Source organism: Fibrobacter sp. HC4 (assembly GCF_023373925.1).
Taxonomy (GTDB): Bacteria; Fibrobacterota; Fibrobacteria; order Fibrobacterales; family Fibrobacteraceae; genus Fibrobacter.
Genome location: NZ_JALCZV010000003.1, coordinates 224,699 through 247,563 on the forward strand (window position 1 = coordinate 224,699; position 22,865 = coordinate 247,563).

Genomic DNA, 22,865 nt, shown 5'->3' on the forward strand with positions numbered 1-22,865 from the left:
GTGAATTACACGCGAAAATTTCCGTGGTAGTTCCAGCTCCATTCCGACGGATTTTCAGAAATCCAATTTTCAATTTCTTTGGCGATACTGGACGTTAGGCTGGTACCGCTAATTTTTATTTGATCCGTGGAATTATTCCGCTGATCAAATTTCGGAGGATAGTACGTTTCAAAACGGATGACGATTTCGTTCTTGCCGCGGTGTTGATTGCCGCGACACCCTTTTTCGCGGAACCCTTCGCAGTTGCTTGCTGCGCGGGTGAAGGTGCGGAAGGTGACGATACCCGCACCCATCTGGTTTACTTTTTCGGGTAGTCGCAGGTAGAGCGTGCTTGGCATTCCGAATAGCGTTTCCGTACAGCCTTTGGTATGGCGCCCTTGATCCACCACCATGGCGAGAATGGCATTTCCTTTCTTGTTCAACTTTGCTGGCGGCGCAAATAGGTTCCGCAACAGTTGGGACAGTTCGTCGGGGTGATACTCTGTCAGATGTTCATCACTGCGCAGTTCCTTCAGAAGTTGTCGCGTTGCTTCGTCACCGACGGAATCCGTAATCAGGTGGACGTTGTCGCTGTAACGGCAAAGGCTGCGATGCAATAATTCAAAGGCTCCCTGATGAATGCTGATTGCGGCAAGGGGCAGGGGCGTTCCGTCAGAACTTTTACTGCGGGTCAAGGCTTCCATCATGACGTTTTCATTTTCGTAGACGATCCTGTCTGTGGTTCGCTTAAGTCGTGCTAGCCCGCGGTAAGAATCGATGGCGTTCCAGTAGATTCCCCGGAAAACATCGTCTGCGGTACACTTTGCTGTAAAACCCCTAAAGGCTCTTGCTTTCTGCAAATGCGCGACCGTTCTCCCGTAAGCCCGCTTCTGGTGAAGAGCCTTGTATATGGGAAATGCCACAATAAAAAGAGCTGCGAAAAACCAGTTCGGCATTCGCAGCAAAATATTCAAGGCTGTTTTGTAAAAGGTCAGCTTCACTTTTGCGGGGCTTATTCTTCGTCAAACTCCAGGATGCTCTTACCCAGTTCGCGTTCGAAAACTCGGCGGGAAAGTCCTTCGCCGGCATAGCTAAGGGCGGGGGAGATTTCGTAAAGCTTGTCGGCCTTCACTTCGCAGTGAGCCTTCTTCAGCCATTCCTTGTGGAGCTTACCGATCATGATACGGGCGGTCTTGGGACTGTCGTTTCCTTCGGCATTCTTAACCGGGCTGAATTCCTCTTCGCGGATAACACCGAAGGGCATCATGGTTCCCAGCTGGGGGAATGCGTCAAACAGGAACTGTTCAAACTTCCAGCACTGTTCAATGCCGCAAACGGTCTTGCGGGCTGTGTGCCAGGGGAGCTTGCTGGTCTGCAGCTTTCGAAGACCTTCCAACTTGAAAAGGTGAACGGCAATATTTCCGCCATCGAAAGTCAAGCTTCCGTCGGGGTTCTTCATGTCGCGATATTCTTCGGGAAGGTCGCTGTATTCCACGACGCCGGGCTTCTTGTTCTGGAAGGCAAAAATGCCAACCTTTTCGTTGGGGCCGGCCTTGGGAACGACCTTGGAGGCACTCATGCTGCGGCCTTCGCTGGCGAGAGCGCCAATAAAGGCAGGGTCGCAAATGCGGCAGAGGGCGTTGTCGACACTGTAGAGGAACACGTAACGAACTCCACGCTCAATGAGCCATGCCAAAGAACCGCTCTGGGCCAGGGCGCGGAAGCAACCTCCGTTTCCATCGGGAACCAGGGCCAGATGATCTTCGCCATCCAGCACAGCCTTTCCGTCGGGAGTCAAGGCGCAAATGGTGCCCTGTTCAAAGAAACGGATGTTCTGGCGGTCCATGCCAAAGAAATTATTTTCGGTAAAGAAGTTTACTGTGGCCTCGTGGTTGAGAGGGCTAGTCATAATGCACCAGGGAATGGGATGGCCTACCTGGGCTGCCAAGTTCTGCAGACGTTCTGCCTGCAGCTGGAACAGACTCTTGTGGCTGGGGAGGCCGATGTCGAACATGCCCTTGGGACCTTCAAAGCCAAGGCGGGAACCTTGTCCACCGGCTACCAGGAATGCGGCTACTTGACCCTTGCCCAGAAGAATTTCGCCCGTTTCCTTCCAGAAGTCGTAGCGTAAGTCATCTGCTGCAATCTTGAAAGGCATTGGCTGCAGGTCTGCAGAAACATTGTCGCTTAAGTTAGCGGCGGATTTTTCTGCGTGCAGGGCCTTCAGTTCGTTCCAGTCCTGGCTTGCGATATCGCGTTCAAGATTCTTGCGGGCATCGCCGCTCAGGGTTTCCAAATGCTTCAGCAGGTCGTCCTGACCGGCTGCCTTCAAAACTTCAATAATATCTGCCATTATCAAGTTACCTAATACCGAAGAAAATCACCATGCTGACAATCAAGGCGAAGATGCTGATCAAGTGCATTCTCCACACGATCTTGGAATTCATCAGGGGCTTGCTGGGGAAACGTCCGTCCCACTTCTTCTGGAAATGATGGTGCAGAGGGGCGCAAAGGAAAATGCGTCGACCTTCACCAAAGGCCTTCTTGGTAATCTTGAACCAGGTAATCTGGAGAAGCACGGAGCAGGCTTCAGCAATGATGATGATGCAGACGATGGGAAGGAAGAGACCTGCCTGCACGAGAATGAACATAATGCCGATAGCGGCACCGAAGCCCACGGAACCGGCATCGCCCATGTAGATTTCTGCCGGAGGGCTGTTAAACCATAAGTAAGCCAGCAGAGAGCCTGCAATGGACATGGCCAGGGGGAACAGTTCATCGCAGCCCGGCAGGTAGGGAACGTGCAGGTAGTTACTGAAAATGAAGTTACCGCTGACGTAGGCCACCAGACCGACAAAAACCATGCTAGAAAGAATAGGCACAGAAACAAGGCTGTCTAGACCATCGGTAAAGTTGGTTCCGTTGGCGGAAGCCGCAATGACGAAAGTCATGAAGCCCACGAAAATCCAGTTGGGCAGGTGAATCTGGAAAACGTTGATGGGGCAGAAGGGGATGGTCAGGTCGCCCTTAAGTTCGGGAATGAACTTATAGCAGAAAATTGCCACCACCAGACTAAACAGGAAATACAGGAACAGACGCAGGGAACTGGAAATGCCGTCGGCCTTGTCCATATAGTCGGCTGCAGTGAGCTTGCCCAGCTTGATCAGTCGTTTGGCTCGTACCTTGGCGATATCGTCGATGGCGCCAACCGCAGAGAAGGCGGCCAGCACGGCCAGAGTCGAAATGGTGTAGCCGTTCATCTTGCAAACGAGGAGGGAGACAATTTCTACCACGACTACAAGAAGGAGACCGCCCATAATGGGAGGAGATTTGCTCTTTCCGTCCTTGTCGAAGTCGCTGGTGGCATCCAGCGCCTGCAACTTGCGGATGTAAATGGGCATGAAAACCATGACCATGATGATGGAAAGCATGGCGGCAACACCTGCGCGGAACAGACGGCCGTCGAAAAGATCAATGCTGGTTAAGTGATAAAGCCACTGGCAAAGCATAATTCAGTTATCAGTTAACAAAAAACTGTTTTACAAAAAAAGAAAAAATACGGGTCCTCATACACACATCAAATAGGTAGGTCAAATTTAAAAACATTTGTTCGTTCTGTTATTTTTCTAAATTGTATTCTATGGAAAAATTGCATATTGATTGCCCTCACTGTGGCGCCTCTTTTGATGTTGAACTTCAGGGCGAAAAGGCTAATATGATGGTCTTTTGCTGTGCCCAATGCAAAACACCCCTGATGTACTGTCACGGGGAAGTGGGCGAACTGGATCGCGATGAATTTGCAAACCTGCGCAAAAAGTTAAGTCGCGCCATAGAGGCCGCCGTTAGCCGTGATGGCTCCCTGGCTGGAGTTGCCGATGCACTCCGTCAGATGGTAGATGCTTCCAATGCTATCGCCGAAGAAAGGGAACCGGAACCTAAGGCTCCCATTACCGACGAATCCCTGGCGGCCCTCCAGAAGGAACTGGATGAGATGGATGCCGAAAGCTTCCTGGACCAGCTTTAAGGGGCCTGTATGAAAATCCTTTTCTCTGACCTAGACGGTACTTTGCTGACCGACGAGAAGCTTATCCTTGACGAGGATATGGCAGCCATTCAGCATATGTTGGATCAGGGAAACAAGTTCCTTATTACGACTGGACGTCCACTGACAAGTGCTAAAAAATTGGCCAAGAAGTATGGATTCTTCAAACCTGGCTTTTTCCTGGTCAGCTTTAATGGCGGACTTATTTACGATTGTGCCACCGAGCAGCCGATCCTTACCCGACGTATTCCCGTAGAATCCGTCAAGTCCATTATGGATGCCGCCCATTCCTGTGGTATGCACGCCCATACCTATGCCGGTGACCTGGTTATTTCAGAATATGAGACGGACCAACTGAAAAAGTACTGCGAAACGATGATGATGGACTACCTCGTTGTAGACAACATTGTGGAGTACTTCGCCTCTCTAGAAAGTGAAACGGCTCCGGTTGCCCCCGCAGTCCCTATCAACGTGGTCATAAAGCCGTCTCCCATCAAGGTGAACGTCATTACCCCCTTCGGACACGGAAGCCTCGAAGAATTCCGAGCCGAAATGCGTAAAACCACTGCCGGCAACCTGTTTGACGTTTTTAGCAAACCTGAAATGCTGGAATTTTCAAACCTGAAATCCAACAAGGGTGACGCTGTTCGATTCATGGCGGATTTCTATAAAGTCCCTCTGTCCGATACGATTGCCTGCGGTGACGAAGAAAATGACTGTCCCATGATCGAGGCCGCCGGTCTTGGCGTTGCCATGGTCAACGGATCCGAAATTGCCAAGTCCAAGGCAGACTACATTACCGAAGCAGACAACAATCATGGCGGAATTGCCGAGGTCATCCGCAAGTTCGTGATTAGATAAGATCCAATCTTTTCTAGATTTGGGTCCATGAAAAAATGGTTCGCCTCCCTTAACCTTGGGAAGAAGGAAGCATCCATTGCTGCAGCAACGCTTGCGGTTATGGTTGTAGCCTTCTTGATTTTTAACAACCTGACAGTTCCTTTCGCTAGACGTTGGGATATTGACTGGGGTTATTATTCCATCTTGTTGACCTTCATTTTGCTGTTGGTCGGTGTCGTTATAAACATCCCTTCGACCTCTAAGCATTTGAAGTCGTTCCTGCCCTCAGGAAAGCCTATGTGCGGCTTTGTCCTGGTGACCTTGATTTTTTCTGTTTTCATGTTTGGAAACATCGGAAATACCCACCGGGTCCTCAGTGATGAAACTAGCTGGGAGTCTATGGGCCTGCAGATGTATTTCCAGCATACAGGGGGAATTTGCAACGAAGGTATCTGGAATGGCGACGTTCTGGATTGCAAGAATGAAGTAAATAACTTCAAGGGCAAGGCTCTAGGATTTGTCTATTCCCTGGTGTTTAACTTTGCAGAACCGAATCGCGATACGGCCTTGTTGGTCAATTATCCGTTCTATTTGCTAAGCCTGCTGTTCTTCTTCCTGGCATTATCAAAATGGTTTAAGAATGGCTGGACGGCCCTGGCGGCAACAGCATTCCTGGGTGGTATGCCTATATACTTGTTGCAGGCCCGTTCCGCTTCTACCGAAGTGCTTTATATTTTCCTGCTCTCGGTACTTATGGCCTGGTACGCCTTTGTTCCCGCCAACAAGGTGAACTGGAAACATTTCATGCTGACTGTTCCCTTATTGGGCTTCTTTGCCCAGACCCGTCAGGAAACCGTTTTTGCGTTTATTCCCTTTGCCCTTTATTATCATAAGTATTTCCTGGAAAAGGTACATCGTCTGCCCCTCTTTGTTCTGGCGGTAATTACTGTCAGCTGGCCCTCTGTAAATACCATGGCCGCTTATCGAGGTTATGATTTCCAGGGTGGGGAGCACGCCGCTCATTCCTTTGAAAACTTGTGGTTCAATCTGAAGACTAATATTGAAGTCATGCTGAACCTGAAGGAAGACCCCTCCTTCGGCGGCATTATGGTGAACCCCTTCTATACCAGTTTTACCATTATCCTGTTGGTGGCAACGGTGTGGCTTCTGGTTCGTGCAGTTGCCTTTAAGCGTTACCGTAAGGGATTGCTACTCGGTCTAACGTTCTGTCTCCAGATTTTCGTAATCATGTTTAACGTGTCTGGAACTTTTACCATCGACATCAACCAGCGATACGTACTTGTCGCCTTGCCGCTGTTTGCCCTGATCATGGCTTTGGGCCTTTTCGATGCTCTTCAGTTTGCAACTAAAATGCGTCTCGATGCCGCAGGCAAGATTGTCGCCTTGATCGCTTGCCTTATGTCTGTGGGGCTGATGGTCTATCACGGAAACAGCTATCGCAGCAATATGCTTTACTACAAGAACAAATTGCTGGGCGAAGAAGATTACCTGAATACGGCTTTGGCCTCGTATCCCGAAAAGTCAATTTTCATCTATTCTCGTCCCTGGCAGATGCTGGCTTCTGGTCACAGCGCCTTTAGCGAACGAACCTTCATGGGTTGGGATACTGAAACATTTGCCAAGTGGTCCCAGGTTTCCAATGGCAATATCTATCTGGTCCGAGGCCAGGACGGCTATGGTGAATTGAACCGCAAGAGCCGAGTGGTTGGCTTCAAGACTACGACCCAGATTGACGGCATCCTTAACGACTATAAGAATGAACGCGTCCTGCTGGAACCTAAACTGTTTGGCTATCCTCTGGCGATTTACAAGATCATTGCCAAGAAGGGCGTGTCCGCTTACCAGCAGAATATGTTTGTCTCCGAAATGGAAAACAACAGCTTCGTGGTCAGCAAGATGTTCCCCGAGTCCATTACCTGCCAGTATAGCTTGAACGGCGAACTGCAGGAAGATCTCGTGGTCTCCCTGAATTCTGATACGCTGCAGCTTGATTCTGCAAAAATCAGGGCCGGTATGAACCGCGCTAGCCTTGAATGTCTGATGCCCGATAACGACACCATGCGTGTGCTTAAGGACTTCTTTATCGAAGATCCTAATGTTCTGCTTCTTTCATCCCTCAAGATTGATAGTTATTCTCAGGATTGGGGCTCTCCCCAGATTAATGAATCCGTAGAACATCATCGTCTAACGCTAGATGAAGAAGTCTTCCGCTACGGTATCGGTTCCCATGCAAATTCCAGCATCGTGTTCAAGCTGCCTGCATCATATAGCGTGCTGCACTCCGTTATTGGTCTAGATGACGAAAGTGCTTGCGGTGATGGTGCCAGTTTCATCATTACAGGCGACGGGCGTGAATTGTTCCGCAGCAAGCGTCTGTACCCGACAGAAAAGCAGTCTATCGATGTGGACGTCGCTGGCGTAAAAACGATTGTGCTGGGAATCGACATGGGCGGAAACAAGGATTGCGACCACGGTGACTGGGCCAACATCTGGCTGGAGAAGGCTAAGTGAAGGTCCTAGTGGCTCCTTTGGATTGGGGCCTTGGGCATGCCACTCGGTGCGTGCCCGTTATTCGTGAATTCCTGCGTCAGGGCGCCAAGGTCGAACTGGCTGTGGTAAAGTCCAACGCGGGATTGCTGCGTCGGATCTTTCCGAACCTGCGTCAGCATCTGGCTCCCAGCTACAATATTGTATATCCGAAACATGGCTATAACATGGGGCTGTGGCTTTTGAAAAATGGAACCCATCTAAATAAGGTGATTCGTTTTGAACGGATGTATGCCGAAAAAATGGTGGAGTCCCATGGCTTCGACGTCCTTGTTTCTGATAACCGATTTGGTTTTTACAGCAGGAAGGCGAAGTCGATCTACATGACGCATCAGCGCCGTATTGCGTTCCCTCCGATGCTATCGGCTTTTGAACCTACGGGAATCTTGTGGCATGCTGCCGTCATGCGCCATTTTGACGAAGTCTGGGTTCCTGACTTGCCGGAATATCCGGGCTTTGCCGGAAGAATGTCTCACGTTTCCCTTGCGCCCCGTCCTATAAAGTTTGTGGGGGCCCTGTCTAGATTTGCGGGGCAGGAGACTCGGCAAAAAGAACTGGCGGCGCCGAAGTACAAGTTTGTTGCCGTGGTTTCTGGCGTGGAACCGGCCCGAAGCCGTTTTGAAAATATGCTGAAAGAGGCTTTTTCAAAAATTGAAGGACGCCACGCTATTATCATGGGACGTCCCGCTCTGGGTGTAAAGAACTGGAACGAAGGGAATGTGGATTTCTTTACCCACCTGGAAGATGAAGCCTTTGCCGAAACCATTCAATCTGCAGATTGGGTTGTTTCCCGTGGAGGATATTCGACCATTATGGATATGGCCGTTCTCAAGGCGAAGTGCATTTTTGTTCCGACTCCCGGACAATACGAACAAGTTGTTCTTGCCCGTGATTTAGCGGAAGCCAGGTCTGCGTTGACTATTGATGAAAAGAACTTTGACGACCGTAGTTTGTTGCAAATGATCTCTCAATCTTCGGATGACGTTCGGCTCCCTGATACCCCAAAAAATGAACTTTTGAAACAGGCCGTTCTGCAATCCTTTAGAAAAAGAGTTTGATAAAAAAATTGGTACCGTAATAAAAAAGTCTAACTTTATAAAAAGAGAATTTATGCCTCAGTTTGTATTAGCCTTTCCCATGACCTGCGAAGCTTCCGCTCCGGTGGTTATCAACGAAAATGTAACCTTGGCCGCCGATGCCAAGTCTGCCATTATCCCTGGCTGTACGGTCATGTTTAATGTGGTTCGCAAGGAACATGTTGATGGACTTGCTGGAATCTTCAGGGAACACCAGGATATTTCTGCCGATGCCGCTTCCGCTATCGAAGCTCACAAATCCTTGCTGTTCCTGCTGGGAGAAGCTAAGAATGTTGACGAAGTGAATCAGGTGAACATGGCAATTCTCAAGATGTTTTCTGCAGGCGCCCTGGGCGTTTACATGCAGCAATCCGGTGCCGCTTGGAGTGTCGAGGGGTTCCGCGAAGAAGTGGGGGATGGAGAATATCCCATGGACCCGTGGATTAATTTCGTAGAAAATGGAGACCTTCTCTATACCCTGGGCTTGGCCTGCTTTGGCTTGCCGGATCTTTGTGTCTCAGCTTCCGAAGAAGATGCCCAGAGCAAGTTGCTTTTTGTGGCAGACGCCTTGTTTGGTGATGGCATTCCGGCAAAATCCGGTTCTGAAGTGGATCTTGAAGAAGACGGTATTTATGTCCTACGTCTTGAAACCAAGAATCCCTTCCCCAAGGATTCACCGGAATTTAACCGTCAGGGTATTTTCCGCATCGTTAAGAAAAAGTAAAACGAAAACAAAAACACCCAACCTTGCGGCTGGGTGTTTTTTTGGGGGGGTTAGGAGGAGAACAAAGAGTTCTTGATTATTAAGATAGTAATCTCCGTGAAATTTTGGCAACTCAAAGTGGTTAAATTTTTTTTGAGTGTTATTTTTATCACAATGCAATTCGATTATATTTGTCTTATTAGCAGAAAAATTTCTTGGAGAAGATATGAGTTGTAGAATTTTGATGCGCTTTGTAGGCGAAACGGACCAGCTTTCTGGTGTTTATGACGAAATTATGGAAAGTTTCCCTGATGCAGAGCTCCCAAGTGAAGACTGCGGCGAATGGTATTCTGTAGACGACGTCATGATGGACGAGTATGAATGCCGTTTTGAGGAATTGCCTGAAAGCGCCCTGATGGCCATGGACGGATCCATTTTTGTGGAAGATGAACTGCCCGAGGAATTCTTTGCTGAACTGATGGAACGCTTCGAGAAAGTCTTCGGAGCCTTTAAGTGGGCCAGCCTTGATGTAGGCGTAGGTTGTGGCACCAGTGATGGCTGGGGAGAATTTAACCCGGAATACGCAGACGATGGTTCTGACGAAGCTAACGAAATTTCAGAAGCTGTTATAGGATTTTAATATGAATTACAATGTAATTACCGCAGAAGAACTTCAAAAGAATCCGATCAAGATGATTGAAGGTTTTGGTCTGCAAGAAACTTTTCGCCCAGAAGTTTGATGAACAAAGCTTCATCGACAAGAGCATTCTTGATCGCTGGTACGCAAACGATTCAATGCACACCTTGTACATTGCTGAAATCGAAAAAGTTCTGGCAAAGTGACGCTTTTAGGTGGCTCGAGACTTTATGAATAAAGGAAAATCTCCCGATAGACAAGAAGAAATACTCAATACTCTTGGGCAAAATCTTGATGAGATGTTGGCGATTCTAGAAGAAGATTCTGACCGGGCTCGCGCAGGCTGGGATCACGCTGCTGCTTCGCTTACCGCATCGAAGATGACGGGGGAGGAACTTCGCCAGAAGTGCAAAAAATACATTCCCGTTCTTCGCAAACTTTTGAAGATTCCACCAGTTTGTTATCTGTTTAGGTCCGTGATTGAGTTGGCTGACAAATACTCCTGGCTAAAAAAGTCTTAAGAATGAAATAAGGAAAACCCTCGGTGATGTGAACCGAGGGCTTTCTTAATTGGTCAACAAAGCGTAATAAAACTAAGTCTTGTCTTCACCGCGGAGCATGATGACCTTACCGGTGCGGATGTATTCGACGATTTCGAACTTCTGGCACAGGCTCTTCATGGCATCGATCTTATCGGTGTTGCCGGTAATCTGGATGATCATGGAGTTTTCGGTCATGTCAACGGTAACAGCCTTGAAGTGATCGCAGAGCTGCAGGATTTCGGTACGCTGTTCCGGAGCGCAACGAACCTTGATCAAGGCAAGTTCCTTTTCCACCACGTTCATGTTGGTATGGTCCTTGGCCTGCACAACGTCAACCAGCTTTTCCAGCTGCTTGATGATCTGCATCAGGATTTCGGGATTACCGTGAGCCACAATGTTCATGCGGCTGAAGTTGGGGTCCAGCGTGGGGGACACGACCAGGGAGTCGATGTTGTAACCACGGCGGGAGAACACCAGAGCGATGCGAACGAGCACGCCCGGGCGGTTTGCGACTAACAAGCTAATAGAATGAGCTGTAGAAATCATTTTTTTATCTCCTTTCCGTGATTAGGTCGATCCAGTCGGCTTGTCCAGCTGAGTCTTGGGCTGTTCAGTAATCATGGAGGTCAAAGGTGCACCTGCCGGAATCATGGGGAACACGTTGTCTTCCTTTTCGCATTCGCACCAGATAACGATAGGACCGTCGTTGTAGTCCAGAGCCTTCTGGATCATGCGTTCTGCATCGGCAGCGCGCTTGATGCGGAGACCCGGGATACCGTAGGCTTCTGCCAGCTTGACGAAGTCAGGGTTGCCCTGCATGTCGACACTGGAGTAACGGTGGTCGTAGAACAGTTCCTGCCACTGACGCACCATGCCCAGGTACTTGTTGTCGAGAACGAAAATCTTGATGGGCAGCTTGTGGATTGCTGCGGTTGCAAGTTCAAATTCGGTCATCTGGAAGCCACCATCGCCGCTGAAGCTGCAGACGGGCCAGCCGGTGGTGTTGCCGAATGCTGCACCGATTGCAGAGGGCAGGCCGAAGCCCATGGTGCCTGCGCCGCCACTGGAGTGGAGCTGGCGGGGGTTGTTGATCTTGAAGAACTGTGCAACCCACATCTGATGCTGACCCACGTCGGTAGTGACGATTGCCTTACCCTGGGTAAGGTCGCTAACGGTCTGCACGATGTGCTGCATACGGAGACCACCCTGCTTGGGGTAGGTCAGCGGGAAACGCTTCTTCCAAGTCTGGCAGGTCTTGACCCATTCTGCGGAGTCTAGCTTAGAAACGAGGGGCAGGAGCTGTTCCAGAACCATCTTGGCATCGCCGCACATGAACACATCCGGCTGGAGAACCTTGCCTTCTTCGGCGGGGTCGATGTCGATGTGCATCTTGATGGCGTCCTTACAGAACACTTCAAGCTTACCGGTGATACGGTCGTCCCAGCGGGAACCGATGGAGAGAATCAGGTCGCAGTCAAGCACAGCCTTGTTTGCGTAAACAGTACCGTGCATGCCCAGCATACCGAGAGAAAGTTCGTGGTCGGTGGGGAAGGTGCCGAGGCCGAGGAGGGTGCAAGCTACGGGAGCCTGGAGCTTTTCTGCCAGTTCCTTAACCTGACGGGCTGCGCCAGAAATCATAGCGCCGTGGCCAACGAGGAGCAGGGGCTTCTTGGACTTCTTCAGGAATTCAGCAGCCTTTTCTACGGTTTCTGCAGGAGCGTAGGTAGGAATCTTGTAGCCGGGAAGGTCCATCTGATCGGTGAACGGTGCGGTGCAAGCGCCGGCAGTCACATCCTTCGGGAGGTCGATGAGCACGGGGCCCGGACGGCCAGTACGTGCAATGTGGAAAGCTTCCTTCATGATGCGGGGAAGATCGTTGGGATCCTTCACTAGGTAGGAGTGCTTGACGGCAGCGAAAGTCATACCGCTGGTATCGCATTCCTGGAAGGCGTCCTTACCCAGGTTCGGAGTGGTGGTCTGAGCGGCCAGCACAACGATGGGGCTGGAATCCATGAGGGCAGTGTAGATGCCAGTAAAGGTGTTGGTAGCACCCGGGCCGGAAGTAACGAGGGCAACGCCGACCTTGCCGGTCTGACGAGCATAGCCATCAGCCATGTGAGTTGCGCCCTGTTCGTGACGGGTGAGGACAACCTTGATGTTGGAATCAAGAATTGCGTCAAACATCGGAATTGCGGATCCACCAGGATAGCCGAAGATTGTGTCGATGCCTTCACGCTTGAGGCATTCGATGATCACTTCTGCGCCGCTTAAGGTTTTATTTGCCATAAAATTTCCTATTTCGGATGGTTTATAACTTTTATAATATGGCGAAAATATAGTCAAACATAGGGTAAATGGTAAGAGTTTGATGAAATTATTTTGAAAAAATGATGGTTTTGGAATGCAAATTTGGGAAAATTGGTCTTTTGTTTGATTAAAAACACGTTTTTATTTCTGTAAATGTTGCCTCATGTTGTTTTTTGTTCGCTGAAAATGAACGTTTTGGACTGATGAACCGTGAAAATAAAAGGTTTGAATGCCTTTTGGGAACTGAAAAACCTTTCCTTGAATGCGGAATTATAAATGAAAGCAAAATGTAAGCGAATCTTTTTTTGAAAAACTCGTGTATAAGAGAGAACCTTTCAAAAAAGGAGTTTTATGGTTCCGTATAATGCGATTTCTGTAAAGGATTGTGCCTTGGTCTATCAGGTACCTATTGAAAATTCGTCGCTTCTTCCTCGCGAGAAAATTGAACGGCTTGGTCCCTCGGCTATGAGCAATGAGGAACTGCTTGCGCTGATTCTCGGTAGCGGCTGCCAGAATTGCGATGTTTTTGAATTGTCCAGGCATCTGGCAGATTTTCTTTCTTCTGAATCGACGATTCCTTCGCTTCAGCGTCTGCGTAAGATCAAGGGGCTGGGCCGTGTAAAGGCATCCCAGGTCCTTGCCTGCCTTGAATTGTCGGGGCGCTATATCCTCAGTGGTAACGTGAGCTCCGTTTCTTCGCCTGAAGATTTGCTGCCTAGGCTTTCCTATATGAAGTATGAGGAACAGGAACATCTTGTTTTGGTGACGCTGAATTCCTCCAACGACGTCATCCGCGTTCATGAATTGACGACCGGGCTTGTGAATCAGACTCCGGTTCATCCTCGCGAAGCTTTTGCCCGTGCAATCGAAGACCGTGCCGTGTCTGTTATTTTCGCCCACAATCACCCTTCGGGTTCGACGTCTCCCAGTCAGGAAGATATTTCCATTACGCGGATTCTCTGTGCGTCGGGAAAAATTCTCCAGATTCCCGTTCTGGATCATATTATAGTGGGACGTAAGGGGTTTACCAGCATTTGTCGGCTCCACTCGGAACTGTTTGAACGGGGTATGGAAATGTAGAGTGCTTTTGTGATGTGATTTTCGCAACACCGAATTGTATGTAAATCTTTGTTCACAAAGGGGCTGCGCCCCCCCTTTTGTGTGTTTTTAATCGCATTTTGGCTAATGCTTTTATAAGTTTTTTTTGTCAAGAAACTATATTTTATTTAGTTAATTTCAGGGTGCCGTGTTTGGTGGCGCCCCACTCATAAGGAGATGCTATGAAAAAAGTAGCTATGGGTCTTGCCCTCGCTTTGGCGGCTTCTGCCTTTGCAGGTCATCCCCAGACAATCAATAAGGAAGGCTTTGTCGGTGTGAATAACACCCAGTCTGCCCAGTCTCTTGGACATTCCAAGCTGGTGTTTACCCTTTTGGGTGATGCCACATTTGGCAACAACATGTTCCCTGCAGGTGCAGACGGACTTCCTGTTGCTGATTTTACGGGTATCAACGCTAATGTGGGTTTTGCCATCGGTATCTGGCATTACTTTGACTTGGGCGTTACCCTGCCTGTGTACTATGACCAGTACAAGCGTGGCGAAAACGGCGACATGGAAAAGATGGGTTATGTCGGTAACCTGAAGGGTGACTTGAAGGCTCGCTTCCCTCTTCCCGAAGATCAGCCCATGGACGTGGCCGTCTATGCTGGTGTCGCTGCTGGTACTGCTGATGCCAAGAAGCAGGGCCTTTGGGTTCGCTATCCGGAATACGTAAACAAGAACACTGGTGTTGCCTATCCGTATGGTACCAAGAATACCACCCTGGACTTCGGCCTTGCCGTGACCATGGATCTTGAAAAGACTGACGCCTATCCGTTCCTGCTCCACTTGAATGGTGGCTACCGCTATACAACTAATAGCGAATATCTGTCTCTGCCTTACTTGAATGCTGCCGCAGAAATTTACTTCCTGGACTTCCTGTCCCTGTTCCTGGAATATCACTGGGATATCCAGTTGGATGGTATAACCACGAATGTTGGTGGTTGGCCTGTGGAAGATCAGAAATTTGACTCCAAGCAGTTGACCGGAGCCCTGGTGTTCCATCTGCCTGTTGGTCTGGATCTCCATATGGGTGCTTCTTACTATCTGGGTGGGGAAAAGGGTGTTGTCGTCTCTATCCCCAACAAGGATGGAAATGGCAACAAGGTTAACTACATGCCTACTCGCGTGAATCCGGAATACACCGTTTACGGTGGTTTGACCTGGAGCGGCTTCCTGCTTGCCCAGGACCGCGATGGCGATGGCGTCGTGGATGATGAAGATAAGTGCCCGGATGACTACGGTCATCGTCTGAACCAGGGTTGCCCGCTGGGTAATCCCGATGCTGACGAAGATGGCGTTTGCGATGCCTGGGTTGCCGAAAAGGGCTTCCTGGATGAATTCTCCGAAGTTTGCGAAGGCGTAGACCAGTGCCCCAACGAACCGGGTGAAGGCGAAGATGGTTGCCCGCTGGGTAATCCGGACCCGGATGAAGATGGTGTCTGCGATCCTTGGGTATCTCAGAGAAAGATGCAGAAGAAGTTCAAGGATGTTTGCGACGGCATCGATGAATGCCCGAACCAGGCCGGTTCTCCTGCATTCAACGGTTGCCCCACCAAGCAGCCGGACCCGGATAATGACGGTCTCTGCTCTCCGTGGGTAACTGACGAAGGCGTTCTGAACGAATTTGCTGACGTATGTAAGGGTTACGATATGTGCCCGGGCGAAGCTGGTACTAAGGCCAATAAGGGCTGCCCGTGGGATGATCCGGACTCCGATAACGACGGCCTTTGCGACGAATGGGTAACTCAGAAGAAGATGGGCTACTACTTCGAAAAGGCTGCTGAAGATGAAAACCTGAAGGCTGAATACTTCATTGAAAAGACCTGTAAGGGTATCGATAAGTGCCCCACCGAATTCGGTCCGGCAAACAACGAAGGTTGCCCGCTGGGTAATCCGGATACCGACCAGGATGGCTTCTGCGATCCTTGGGTAACTGAGAAGGGCTTGCTGGAACAGTACGAAGGTATCTGCCAGGGTATCGATAAGTGCCCGACTGAAGCCGGTGAAGCTTTCGCTCAGGGTTGCCCGATGGACAATCCGGATGCCGATGGTGACTCTCTGTGCGCACCTTGGGTAACTGAAAAGGGTATGCAGAAGGACTTTGCAAATATCTGCCACGGCGTCGATAAGTGCCCGGTGGAAGCAGGTCCGGAATGGAATAAGGGCTGCCCGGCTGAAAATCCGGACCCCGACCAGGATAGCCTCTGCTCTCCGTGGGTGAAGAAGCAGGGTATGCTCGAACAGTTCAAGGATGTTTGCCACGGTATTGACCGCTGCGAAGATGAAGCAGGTCCGGAATGGAATAAGGGTTGCCCGATTGACGACGATCCGGACTCCGATAAGGATGGCATCTGCTCTCAGTGGGTTGCCGATAAGAAGCTCCTGGATCAGTTCAAGGATGTATGTACCGGCATCGACCGCTGCCCGGATGTGGCTGGCGACGATGGTCACGGCTGCCCCAAGAAGGCTCCTGAAAAGCTTGATGGTGTTACCTTCAAGTCCGGTAAGGCTACCCTCGAATCCAACGCTAAGAAGATCTTGAAGAGCATCGCTAAGAAGCTTGTCGAAAATGACGAGTATAAGGATCTGAAAATCGTTATCCAGGGTCATACCGATAACGTTGGTAAGGAAAAGACCAACACCAAGCTTTCTCAGCAGCGTGCAGAATCCGTGATGAAGGAACTGACCAAGGCTGGCGTGAAGAAGGATCGTATCAAGGCAATTGGTATGGGCCCGACTTGCCCGGTCGACGACAACAGCACTGCTGATGGCCGTGAAAACAACCGCCGTATCGAAATGGTCTTCGTAAGCCCGGACGATGACGGTATGAGCTGCCATAGCAACTACGTTCCGTAATCGAACAACGCGATATTAGCGAATGAAGCCCTCGGACAAAAAGTCCGGGGGCTTTTTTGTTATCTTTAATGTTATGACAAAGCTTGATGAAATTTTGACTGCTATTGAAGCTTCTAACCATGACCTGGTGGAAATGGATGCTGAACACCTTAACCATAAGATGGTGCAGAAGGCTCGCCTCGGCAAGAAGCCCGTTCCCCGCCATACGCAGGACTTGATTTTGAATGCCCTGAACCGCCTGCTGGTAGAAAAGGAAGTCGAAGGTGCGAAGCCCTACAAGCGACTGGAACTTTTCGGCAACGAACAAATGGCAGTGAATAGTGAACAGTGAATTGAGCTGTGGGCAATGAGTTTTGAACAGTGAGTTAAAGTAAGGCGCCCCCGGCGCGATTATAACAACTCATATCTCGTCTCTCGCCTCTCTTAACCTTTAACCTTTCCGCGTTACCCTCTATGCAGCAATATCTCGATCTTCTGAAAGACATTATGGAAAACGGCGTTGACCGCTCCGATCGCACTGGAACTGGAACCCGTTCCGTTTTTGGTCGTCAGTGCCGTTACGACTTGTCCAAGGGCTTTCCCTGTTTGACTACAAAGAAGCTCCACCTTCGTTCCATCATCCACGAACTGCTGTGGTTCTTGATGGGCGACACCAACATCAAATATCTTCACGATAACAAGGTGACCATCTGGGACGAATGGGCTGATGAAAATGGCGACCTGGGACCGGTATATGGTCATCAGTGGCGCAGCTGGCCCACACCTGAGGGCGGACACATCGATCAGATCAAGAACCTGGTGAACAGTCTGAAGAACAATCCCGACTCTCGCCGCCACTTGGTTTGTGCCTGGAACGTTTCCGAAGTGGATAAGATGGCCTTGCCCCCTTGCCACTGCCTCTTCCAGTTCTATGTAGGTGGCGTTGGCGCATCTGGCAAGCGCAAGCTTTCCTGTCAGCTGTATCAGCGTAGCGCAGACACCTTCCTGGGGGTTCCGTTCAATATCGCCAGCTATGCTCTGCTGACTTTGATGCTGGCTCAGGTTTGCGATTATGAACCGGGCGAATTCATCCACACCCTGGGTGACACTCATCTGTATTCCAACCATTTCGAACAGGTAAAGGAACAGCTTTCCCGCGAACCTCGCAAGCTGCCTACCATGAAGTTGAATCCCGAAATCAAGGACCTCTTCGACTTTAAGTTTGAGGATTTCGAACTGGTTGATTACGATCCGTGGCCCACCATTAAGGCTCCCATCGCCGTTTAATCAGTGGTCTGTGGTTAGTAAACAGTTGTCAGCAAATAGTTGACGCTACCTACAAATCACTAACCACTAATCACTAACCACTAGCCACTATTTCCTATGTTGATTTCTGCTATTGTCGCTGTTTCCGAAAACAATGTGATTGGCCGTGATGGTCATTTGCCTTGGCATCTGTCTGCTGATTTGAAACGCTTTAAGGCGATTACAACAGGTCATTCCATCATACTGGGTCGCAAGAACTACGATGATATCGGGAGACCTCTGCCGAATCGTACGAACTATGTATTGACTCGAAATCCTGAGTTTGCTGCTCCTGGCTGTGTCGTTTGCGGCGATTTGGAGTCCGCTATTAAGACTGCAGAGGCTGCAGGAGAGGAAGAATGCTTTATTATTGGGGGTGCGGCTATATATAATGCTGCCATGCCTCTTACAAAAAAGTTATATCTAACTAGAGTTCACGCAAATGTGGATGGAGATGTGTTTTTCCCGGACTGGGGTGAGGGCTGGCGCAAGGTTAGCTCTGAAGATTTCCCGGCCGACGAAAAGAACGACTTCGTGACCACGTTCGAGGTGTGGGAACGCTAGTTTTATAGGTTTGTAGGATTAAATGTCGAAGAAGGTAAACAAGATTATCTCGTTCACGGTGACCATTGCGATGATCATCCTGACCTTTTTCTTCTTTAATGCTACAAAGGATAGCGGAGTCTCTGACCTCGTCATGCCCCTGGACAATGACTGGACTCTTGTTGTAAATGGGGAAACTAAGCATGTCCCGAAAATCGCCGGACACATATTGCCCAAGACGGTGGATAAGGATGAAGTAGTTGTTTTGGAACGCAAGCTCCCCAGCAATACGTTCCCTCGCTCGGTCATGCGCTTCAAGGTTTACCATAGTGTGGTGAAGGTCTTCGAAGATGAAGAACTGATCTATGCCTATGGCGATAAACTTTACGAGAGTAACCGCATTGTGGGAAGCGGTATGCACTATGTGTATCTTGGTCCCAATTCTGCCGGCAAGCGTATTCGTATCTCCATTCAGGCTACCGAAGACGGAGCCTTCTCGAATTTCTCTCCCATCGATATCCTGCCATCTAGCTATGCCAATACGGACTTTTTTGCGTCACATGCGCTGGCCTTGTTCGTGGGTATCTTCCTGATTCTGTTCGGACTGCTATCGGTGGTTATCTGTGCTGTAGTCAGTTTTTTCAGTACCGGTTACTTCAGATTCCAGATGATCGGTTTGCTTTCCCTATCCCTGGGAACATGGACTCTCTGCTACACAAAATTGATTCAGGTCTTTTCGTTTAACTTTTCCTTTAACACCACCATTGAATATTTCAGCTTGTATATGTCCCCGATTCCGTTGGGATTCCTGCTGATGGATATGCGTCGTGGTCAGATTAAGACCTGGAGGTGGTGGGGCTTGGTAACGCTGGTTGCCTTTGGCGCCTGCTATGCCCTGGTTACTTCTATTCTGCATTTTACCAACGTTCTGCATTTCCCCCAGACCTTGTTGCCCTTCCATATTTATGTGGGTGTTGCTTTCCTGTATATGGCATTCAGTGGCGTGGTCTACAGCAAGAAGACGGACCTGTCTGGAAAGTTCCTGACATGGGGTGTTCTTTCCTTTGGTGTTGTGGCCTTTGCGGACTTGATCCGATACAACGTCTTTAAGTATTTGGCTATTGAATCTTTTCGCTGGGACGTGACCTGGATTCCCCTGGGAACCTTGAGCTTTGTGATGCTTTTGGTCTTGAGCTATTTGGTTTATTTGTATAAACTGGTGGCCGACAGGACCGAAAAGGAAGTGCTTGCCGCCATGGTGTATATCGACAGCCTGACCGGGCTTTATAACCGCGCCAAGTGCCAACAGATTTTTGATGTGCTGGATAGGTCCGACGGAGATTTCGCCATTGTCAGCATCGACATGAACGGCTTGAAGTATGTGAACGACAAGTATGGCCACAGCACGGGTGACCGTCTGATCAAGGTCTTTGCGAATATCTTGAGAGGCTCCTTTGAAGGTGTGGGTGCGACAATCCGTATGGGTGGTGATGAATTTGTTGCCATTGTCCGTGAAGAACATCTGGAAGATATCGATTTTGCAATCAACTCTATGAAGGATAAGATGCTTGTGGGAAAATCCGGTTTGCCAGTTCCTCTGGAAGCGGCTTACGGTGTGGCGTACCGCAGCGAATGCGGCCCCATGAGTGCAAGTGGGGTGTACTCCGCTGCCGATAAGAAAATGTATGCCATGAAGGTCGGCATGAAGTCGGATTTGATCCGTCGATAGATTTCTTATTTCAAGTTGGACTAAGGATTTGCCCAGATTGTTTAAGGCAAGTCCTTTTTTTTATATGACATGGTTTCCTTTTTTGGAAGGCCGTATATAGATTAGCATTATGCTTGAGTTTAACGTATTCTACAAACTCGTGGCTGCTATTGGTATCGGCTTGATTATTGGCTTGCAGCGCGAGCATACCTATTTCGATGCGACGGATCGTCATCCGGCGGGTGTTCGTACGTTTACTTTGGTAGGGCTTGGCGGTGCCATGGTGGCCATGTTGTGTGGCCTGATGGAAAGTGCAGCACCCTTTGTCGCAGGCTTTATTGTGATTGGTCTTTTGCTGGTGGCGTCCCATATAGCTTTTGGACTGAGCCATCACGTGGAATCGTCTGTAGGTTCTGAAGGGGGTGCTGCCCCTGCGGCGGGCATTACCACCAGCGTGGCTCTTGTAATTGTGTATTTGCTTGGGGCCTTGTGCTGGTACGGCAAACTGTTGGAATCTTGCGTCATTATGGTGGTGATGCTCTGGATTCTTACGGTTAAACAGCAACTTCATGATTTTGCGAAAAAACTTTCCCGCGAAGATGTGCTAGCCACGGTAAAGTTTGCTGTGATTTCTGCGCTGGTGTTGCCCTTCCTTCCTAATCAGGCTTATGGGCCTGCGGGACTGCAAGTTCTGAACCCCCATACCATCTGGCTTTTTGTGGTGTTTATTTCTGGCATCGGTTTTGTAGGCTACGTGCTTATCAAGATTGTGGGCCCGGGTAAGGGAATCTGGCTGACCGGAGTTCTTGGGGGCATTGCCAGCAGTACGGCTCTCACTTTGAATTTGGCAGGCCGCAGTCGCGAAAACGAAGCGTATGCGTCTGACTTTACCTTGGGAATCGTTCTCAGCTGGTCGGTGATGTATGTGCGTCTGTATTTGATTTGCATTGCCTTGAGTGGAAGCCTTGCTGGCCCCTTGGCATTGCCGTTGCTGGTTCCTGTGGTGCCCAGCTTGGCTTATGCGCTGTTCCTGAAACTGCGTACCAGCCGTAAGCGCCAGGAACATTCCGCTGGATTTTCTAATCCCTTCAAACTTTTGCCGGCTATTAAGTTTGGCGTTGTATTTACCGCGGTGATGTTTGTGGCTAATGCCGCCCGAGTCTATCTGGGGGCCGGTGCTCTTTTGGCCTGCAGTTTCCTTGGCGGTGCCGCCGAGATGGATGCGGTGGCATTCTCCGTAATCGATATGCATTTGAAGTCTGGATTGCCTGTACGGGAACTGGTGCTGGCGTTCCTCTTTGCCAGTCTCGCCAACACGTTGACTAAGGGTGGCCTGGTATTCTTCCTTGGGGCCAAGAGCATGCGCAAGCCTATTGTGCCTGCGGTTGTGCTGATCTGTGTAACGACGGCTGCCTTGATTGCAGTTTATTTCTAGCGGCAGACTGATTTATAATTCATTTCTTTACACAATATGAAATTCTTGTCTGCATAAATATTTTTTATTTCTTCTCCTTTTTAAAAATATGGCCTGTTAGGCTTTTTTTATTTATCTTACTTGTCGTTAGGAATGCTTTTCGAGGATTTCATGGCTGAAAATAACGATATGATTTATGCTTTGACCATTGCCGGTTTTGACGGTAGCGCCGGTGCGGGTTTTATTTCTGACATTAAGACCATGGCTCATTTTGGGGTGTATGGCCAGGCTGTCTGCACGGCTCTGACCGAACAGAATGAAGATGAGTTTGTGGCGCCTGGTTGGGTTATCTGGGAACGAATCGAAGCCCAGTTGGAAACGCTCTTCCGAAAGCATACTTTTAAGTACGTGAAAATAGGTTTGGTAGAAAAGGCCAAGATTCTGAAACGTATTGTGGAGTTTGTTCGTGAAAAGTCGCCGGACGCCTTTATTGTGTGGGATCCCATTGCTAGCGCCAGCGCTGGATTCCATTTTATGCGTGATGCCGCGGAATTCTTGCCGGTCATGAAGATGATTGACTTGGTAACGCCTAATGCAGATGAATACAAGTTCCTCGGTCTGGAGGCCGCTCACGAAAAGGGCATAATTCAGATGGGGAAGGACTGTGCCGTTCTTCTGAAGGGCGGTCACGCCGAAGGTGCCGAGTCGGTGGACAAACTGATTGTGGATGGCACCGAGTATAATTTTGCAAGCCCTCGGTTGCCTGGAGATGGTAAGCACGGCACCGGCTGTGTCTTGAGTTCTGCCATTCTTGCCAATGTGGCTCTAGGTAAGCCTTTGCCCGAGGCCTGCAAGATTGCAAAGGATTATATGAATCAATATCTGCAGAGCGGGGAAGGCAGACTGGGATTTGTACGTTAAATTATGCATCCAAATGAAAAAAGGCCGGCTTGAAAAAAGCTGGTCTTTTTGTATAAAGAAATACTCAAATTAGACGAGTGGACATTTTGTATAAATGAGATACGAAAAAAAATAATTTTGTTTTGTCTGCAATATGATAATTAGTTTGCTATATATGATCACGGTGGTTGCGGAGTGAACCGGACAACCCATAAAATATAGCCCGACCCGTGCGGAGCGCGGGGAACGTCCAAAAGATTACTCCGCTGAACATCGCCCGCGCTCTCAGCGACGAAGGCGTGAAGATTCTCGGTACCAGCATCGATTCCATCGATATCGCTGAAGACCGCGACCTGTTCCGCAAGA

Annotated in this window: 22 protein-coding genes; 16 read left to right on the forward strand and 6 right to left on the reverse strand. The window is 49.4% G+C overall.

The window, feature by feature from the left end:
- Nucleotides 1–5: 5 nt before the first annotated feature.
- The 4 genes from MMG03_RS03365 to MMG03_RS03380 are packed head-to-tail and all read right to left on the reverse strand — an operon-like array spanning nucleotide 6 to nucleotide 3,488.
- On the reverse strand, nucleotides 6–839 hold the full coding sequence (locus tag MMG03_RS03365) for a lauroyl acyltransferase (RefSeq protein WP_249505619.1): 834 nt from the start codon (nucleotides 837–839) through the stop codon (nucleotides 6–8).
- Entirely contained in the window at nucleotides 817–1,005 is a 189-nt protein-coding gene (locus MMG03_RS03370; RefSeq protein ID WP_249269463.1) for a hypothetical protein, read from the reverse strand. Before MMG03_RS03370 ends, MMG03_RS03365 begins: the two co-directional genes overlap by 23 nt.
- The gene (locus MMG03_RS03375; protein WP_073156389.1) at nucleotides 992–2,332 is read right to left on the reverse strand and encodes a UDPGP type 1 family protein; all 1,341 of its coding nucleotides are present in this window, start codon (nucleotides 2,330–2,332) and stop codon (nucleotides 992–994) included. Before MMG03_RS03375 ends, MMG03_RS03370 begins: the two co-directional genes overlap by 14 nt.
- A 7-nt stretch (nucleotides 2,333–2,339) precedes the next feature.
- A complete protein-coding gene (locus MMG03_RS03380; RefSeq protein ID WP_073156392.1) occupies nucleotides 2,340–3,488 on the reverse strand; it encodes a phospho-N-acetylmuramoyl-pentapeptide-transferase in 1,149 nt (382 codons plus the stop codon).
- 131 nt (nucleotides 3,489–3,619) lie between these two features.
- On the opposite strand from MMG03_RS03380, the gene MMG03_RS03385 reads away from it, so the two are divergent.
- The 8 genes from MMG03_RS03385 (at nucleotide 3,620) to MMG03_RS03420 (ending at nucleotide 10,366) form a co-directional block, all read left to right on the forward strand.
- Nucleotides 3,620–4,003 carry a hypothetical protein gene (locus MMG03_RS03385; RefSeq protein ID WP_073233972.1) on the forward strand — a complete coding sequence of 128 codons (384 nt, stop codon included), beginning with the start codon at nucleotides 3,620–3,622 and terminating at the stop codon, nucleotides 4,001–4,003.
- A 9-nt stretch (nucleotides 4,004–4,012) separates the two neighbouring features.
- Nucleotides 4,013–4,882: a Cof-type HAD-IIB family hydrolase gene (locus MMG03_RS03390; protein WP_249505620.1), complete on the forward strand. Its 870-nt coding sequence runs from the start codon at nucleotides 4,013–4,015 to the stop codon at nucleotides 4,880–4,882.
- Nucleotides 4,883–4,909: 27 nt separating this feature from the next.
- Entirely contained in the window at nucleotides 4,910–7,393 is a 2,484-nt protein-coding gene (locus MMG03_RS03395) for an NPCBM/NEW2 domain-containing protein (RefSeq protein ID WP_139260108.1), read from the forward strand.
- Nucleotides 7,390–8,487 (forward strand): glycosyltransferase, encoded by a 1,098-nt coding sequence (locus tag MMG03_RS03400; protein ID WP_249505621.1) that lies wholly within the window; start codon nucleotides 7,390–7,392, stop codon nucleotides 8,485–8,487. The genes MMG03_RS03395 and MMG03_RS03400 overlap by 4 nt, the downstream gene beginning before the upstream one ends.
- A gap of 52 nt (nucleotides 8,488–8,539) precedes the next feature.
- On the forward strand, nucleotides 8,540–9,229 hold the full coding sequence (locus MMG03_RS03405; RefSeq protein WP_073233966.1) for a hypothetical protein: 690 nt from the start codon (nucleotides 8,540–8,542) through the stop codon (nucleotides 9,227–9,229).
- Between the two features lie 205 nt (nucleotides 9,230–9,434).
- Complete coding sequence (locus tag MMG03_RS03410) at nucleotides 9,435–9,848, forward strand: hypothetical protein (protein WP_073156407.1); 414 nt, start codon at nucleotides 9,435–9,437, stop codon at nucleotides 9,846–9,848.
- Nucleotides 9,849–9,904: 56 nt separating this feature from the next.
- Nucleotides 9,905–10,051: a hypothetical protein gene (locus tag MMG03_RS03415; RefSeq protein ID WP_158535404.1), complete on the forward strand. Its 147-nt coding sequence runs from the start codon at nucleotides 9,905–9,907 to the stop codon at nucleotides 10,049–10,051.
- Nucleotides 10,052–10,075: 24 nt separating this feature from the next.
- The gene (locus MMG03_RS03420; RefSeq protein ID WP_073156410.1) at nucleotides 10,076–10,366 is read left to right on the forward strand and encodes a hypothetical protein; all 291 of its coding nucleotides are present in this window, start codon (nucleotides 10,076–10,078) and stop codon (nucleotides 10,364–10,366) included.
- 72 nt (nucleotides 10,367–10,438) lie between these two features.
- Here the strand turns inward: MMG03_RS03420 and ilvN are convergent, their stop codons facing one another.
- A complete protein-coding gene (gene ilvN / locus MMG03_RS03425; protein ID WP_073156413.1) occupies nucleotides 10,439–10,933 on the reverse strand; it encodes an acetolactate synthase small subunit in 495 nt (164 codons plus the stop codon).
- Between the two features lie 21 nt (nucleotides 10,934–10,954).
- Entirely contained in the window at nucleotides 10,955–12,673 is a 1,719-nt protein-coding gene (gene ilvB, locus MMG03_RS03430) for a biosynthetic-type acetolactate synthase large subunit (protein ID WP_073156416.1), read from the reverse strand.
- 372 nt (nucleotides 12,674–13,045) lie between these two features.
- Between ilvB and radC the strand changes: the two genes are divergently transcribed.
- From radC to MMG03_RS03470, 8 genes are all read left to right on the forward strand, one after another.
- Entirely contained in the window at nucleotides 13,046–13,774 is a 729-nt protein-coding gene (gene radC / locus MMG03_RS03435; protein WP_249505622.1) for a DNA repair protein RadC, read from the forward strand.
- A gap of 200 nt (nucleotides 13,775–13,974) precedes the next feature.
- The gene (locus MMG03_RS03440; protein WP_083539602.1) at nucleotides 13,975–16,650 is read left to right on the forward strand and encodes an OmpA family protein; all 2,676 of its coding nucleotides are present in this window, start codon (nucleotides 13,975–13,977) and stop codon (nucleotides 16,648–16,650) included.
- 73 nt (nucleotides 16,651–16,723) lie between these two features.
- Nucleotides 16,724–16,981: a hypothetical protein gene (locus MMG03_RS03445; protein ID WP_073156782.1), complete on the forward strand. Its 258-nt coding sequence runs from the start codon at nucleotides 16,724–16,726 to the stop codon at nucleotides 16,979–16,981.
- A 122-nt stretch (nucleotides 16,982–17,103) separates the two neighbouring features.
- Nucleotides 17,104–17,916 carry a thymidylate synthase gene (locus MMG03_RS03450; RefSeq protein ID WP_073156421.1) on the forward strand — a complete coding sequence of 271 codons (813 nt, stop codon included), beginning with the start codon at nucleotides 17,104–17,106 and terminating at the stop codon, nucleotides 17,914–17,916.
- 96 nt (nucleotides 17,917–18,012) lie between these two features.
- Nucleotides 18,013–18,498: a dihydrofolate reductase gene (locus MMG03_RS03455; protein ID WP_112131676.1), complete on the forward strand. Its 486-nt coding sequence runs from the start codon at nucleotides 18,013–18,015 to the stop codon at nucleotides 18,496–18,498.
- 22 nt (nucleotides 18,499–18,520) lie between these two features.
- Complete coding sequence (locus MMG03_RS03460; protein WP_112131675.1) at nucleotides 18,521–20,206, forward strand: GGDEF domain-containing protein; 1,686 nt, start codon at nucleotides 18,521–18,523, stop codon at nucleotides 20,204–20,206.
- A gap of 109 nt (nucleotides 20,207–20,315) precedes the next feature.
- Nucleotides 20,316–21,620: an MgtC/SapB family protein gene (locus MMG03_RS03465; protein WP_073156430.1), complete on the forward strand. Its 1,305-nt coding sequence runs from the start codon at nucleotides 20,316–20,318 to the stop codon at nucleotides 21,618–21,620.
- A 150-nt stretch (nucleotides 21,621–21,770) separates the two neighbouring features.
- Complete coding sequence (locus tag MMG03_RS03470) at nucleotides 21,771–22,520, forward strand: hydroxymethylpyrimidine/phosphomethylpyrimidine kinase (protein WP_249505623.1); 750 nt, start codon at nucleotides 21,771–21,773, stop codon at nucleotides 22,518–22,520.
- Nucleotides 22,521–22,865: the final 345 nt, after the last annotated feature.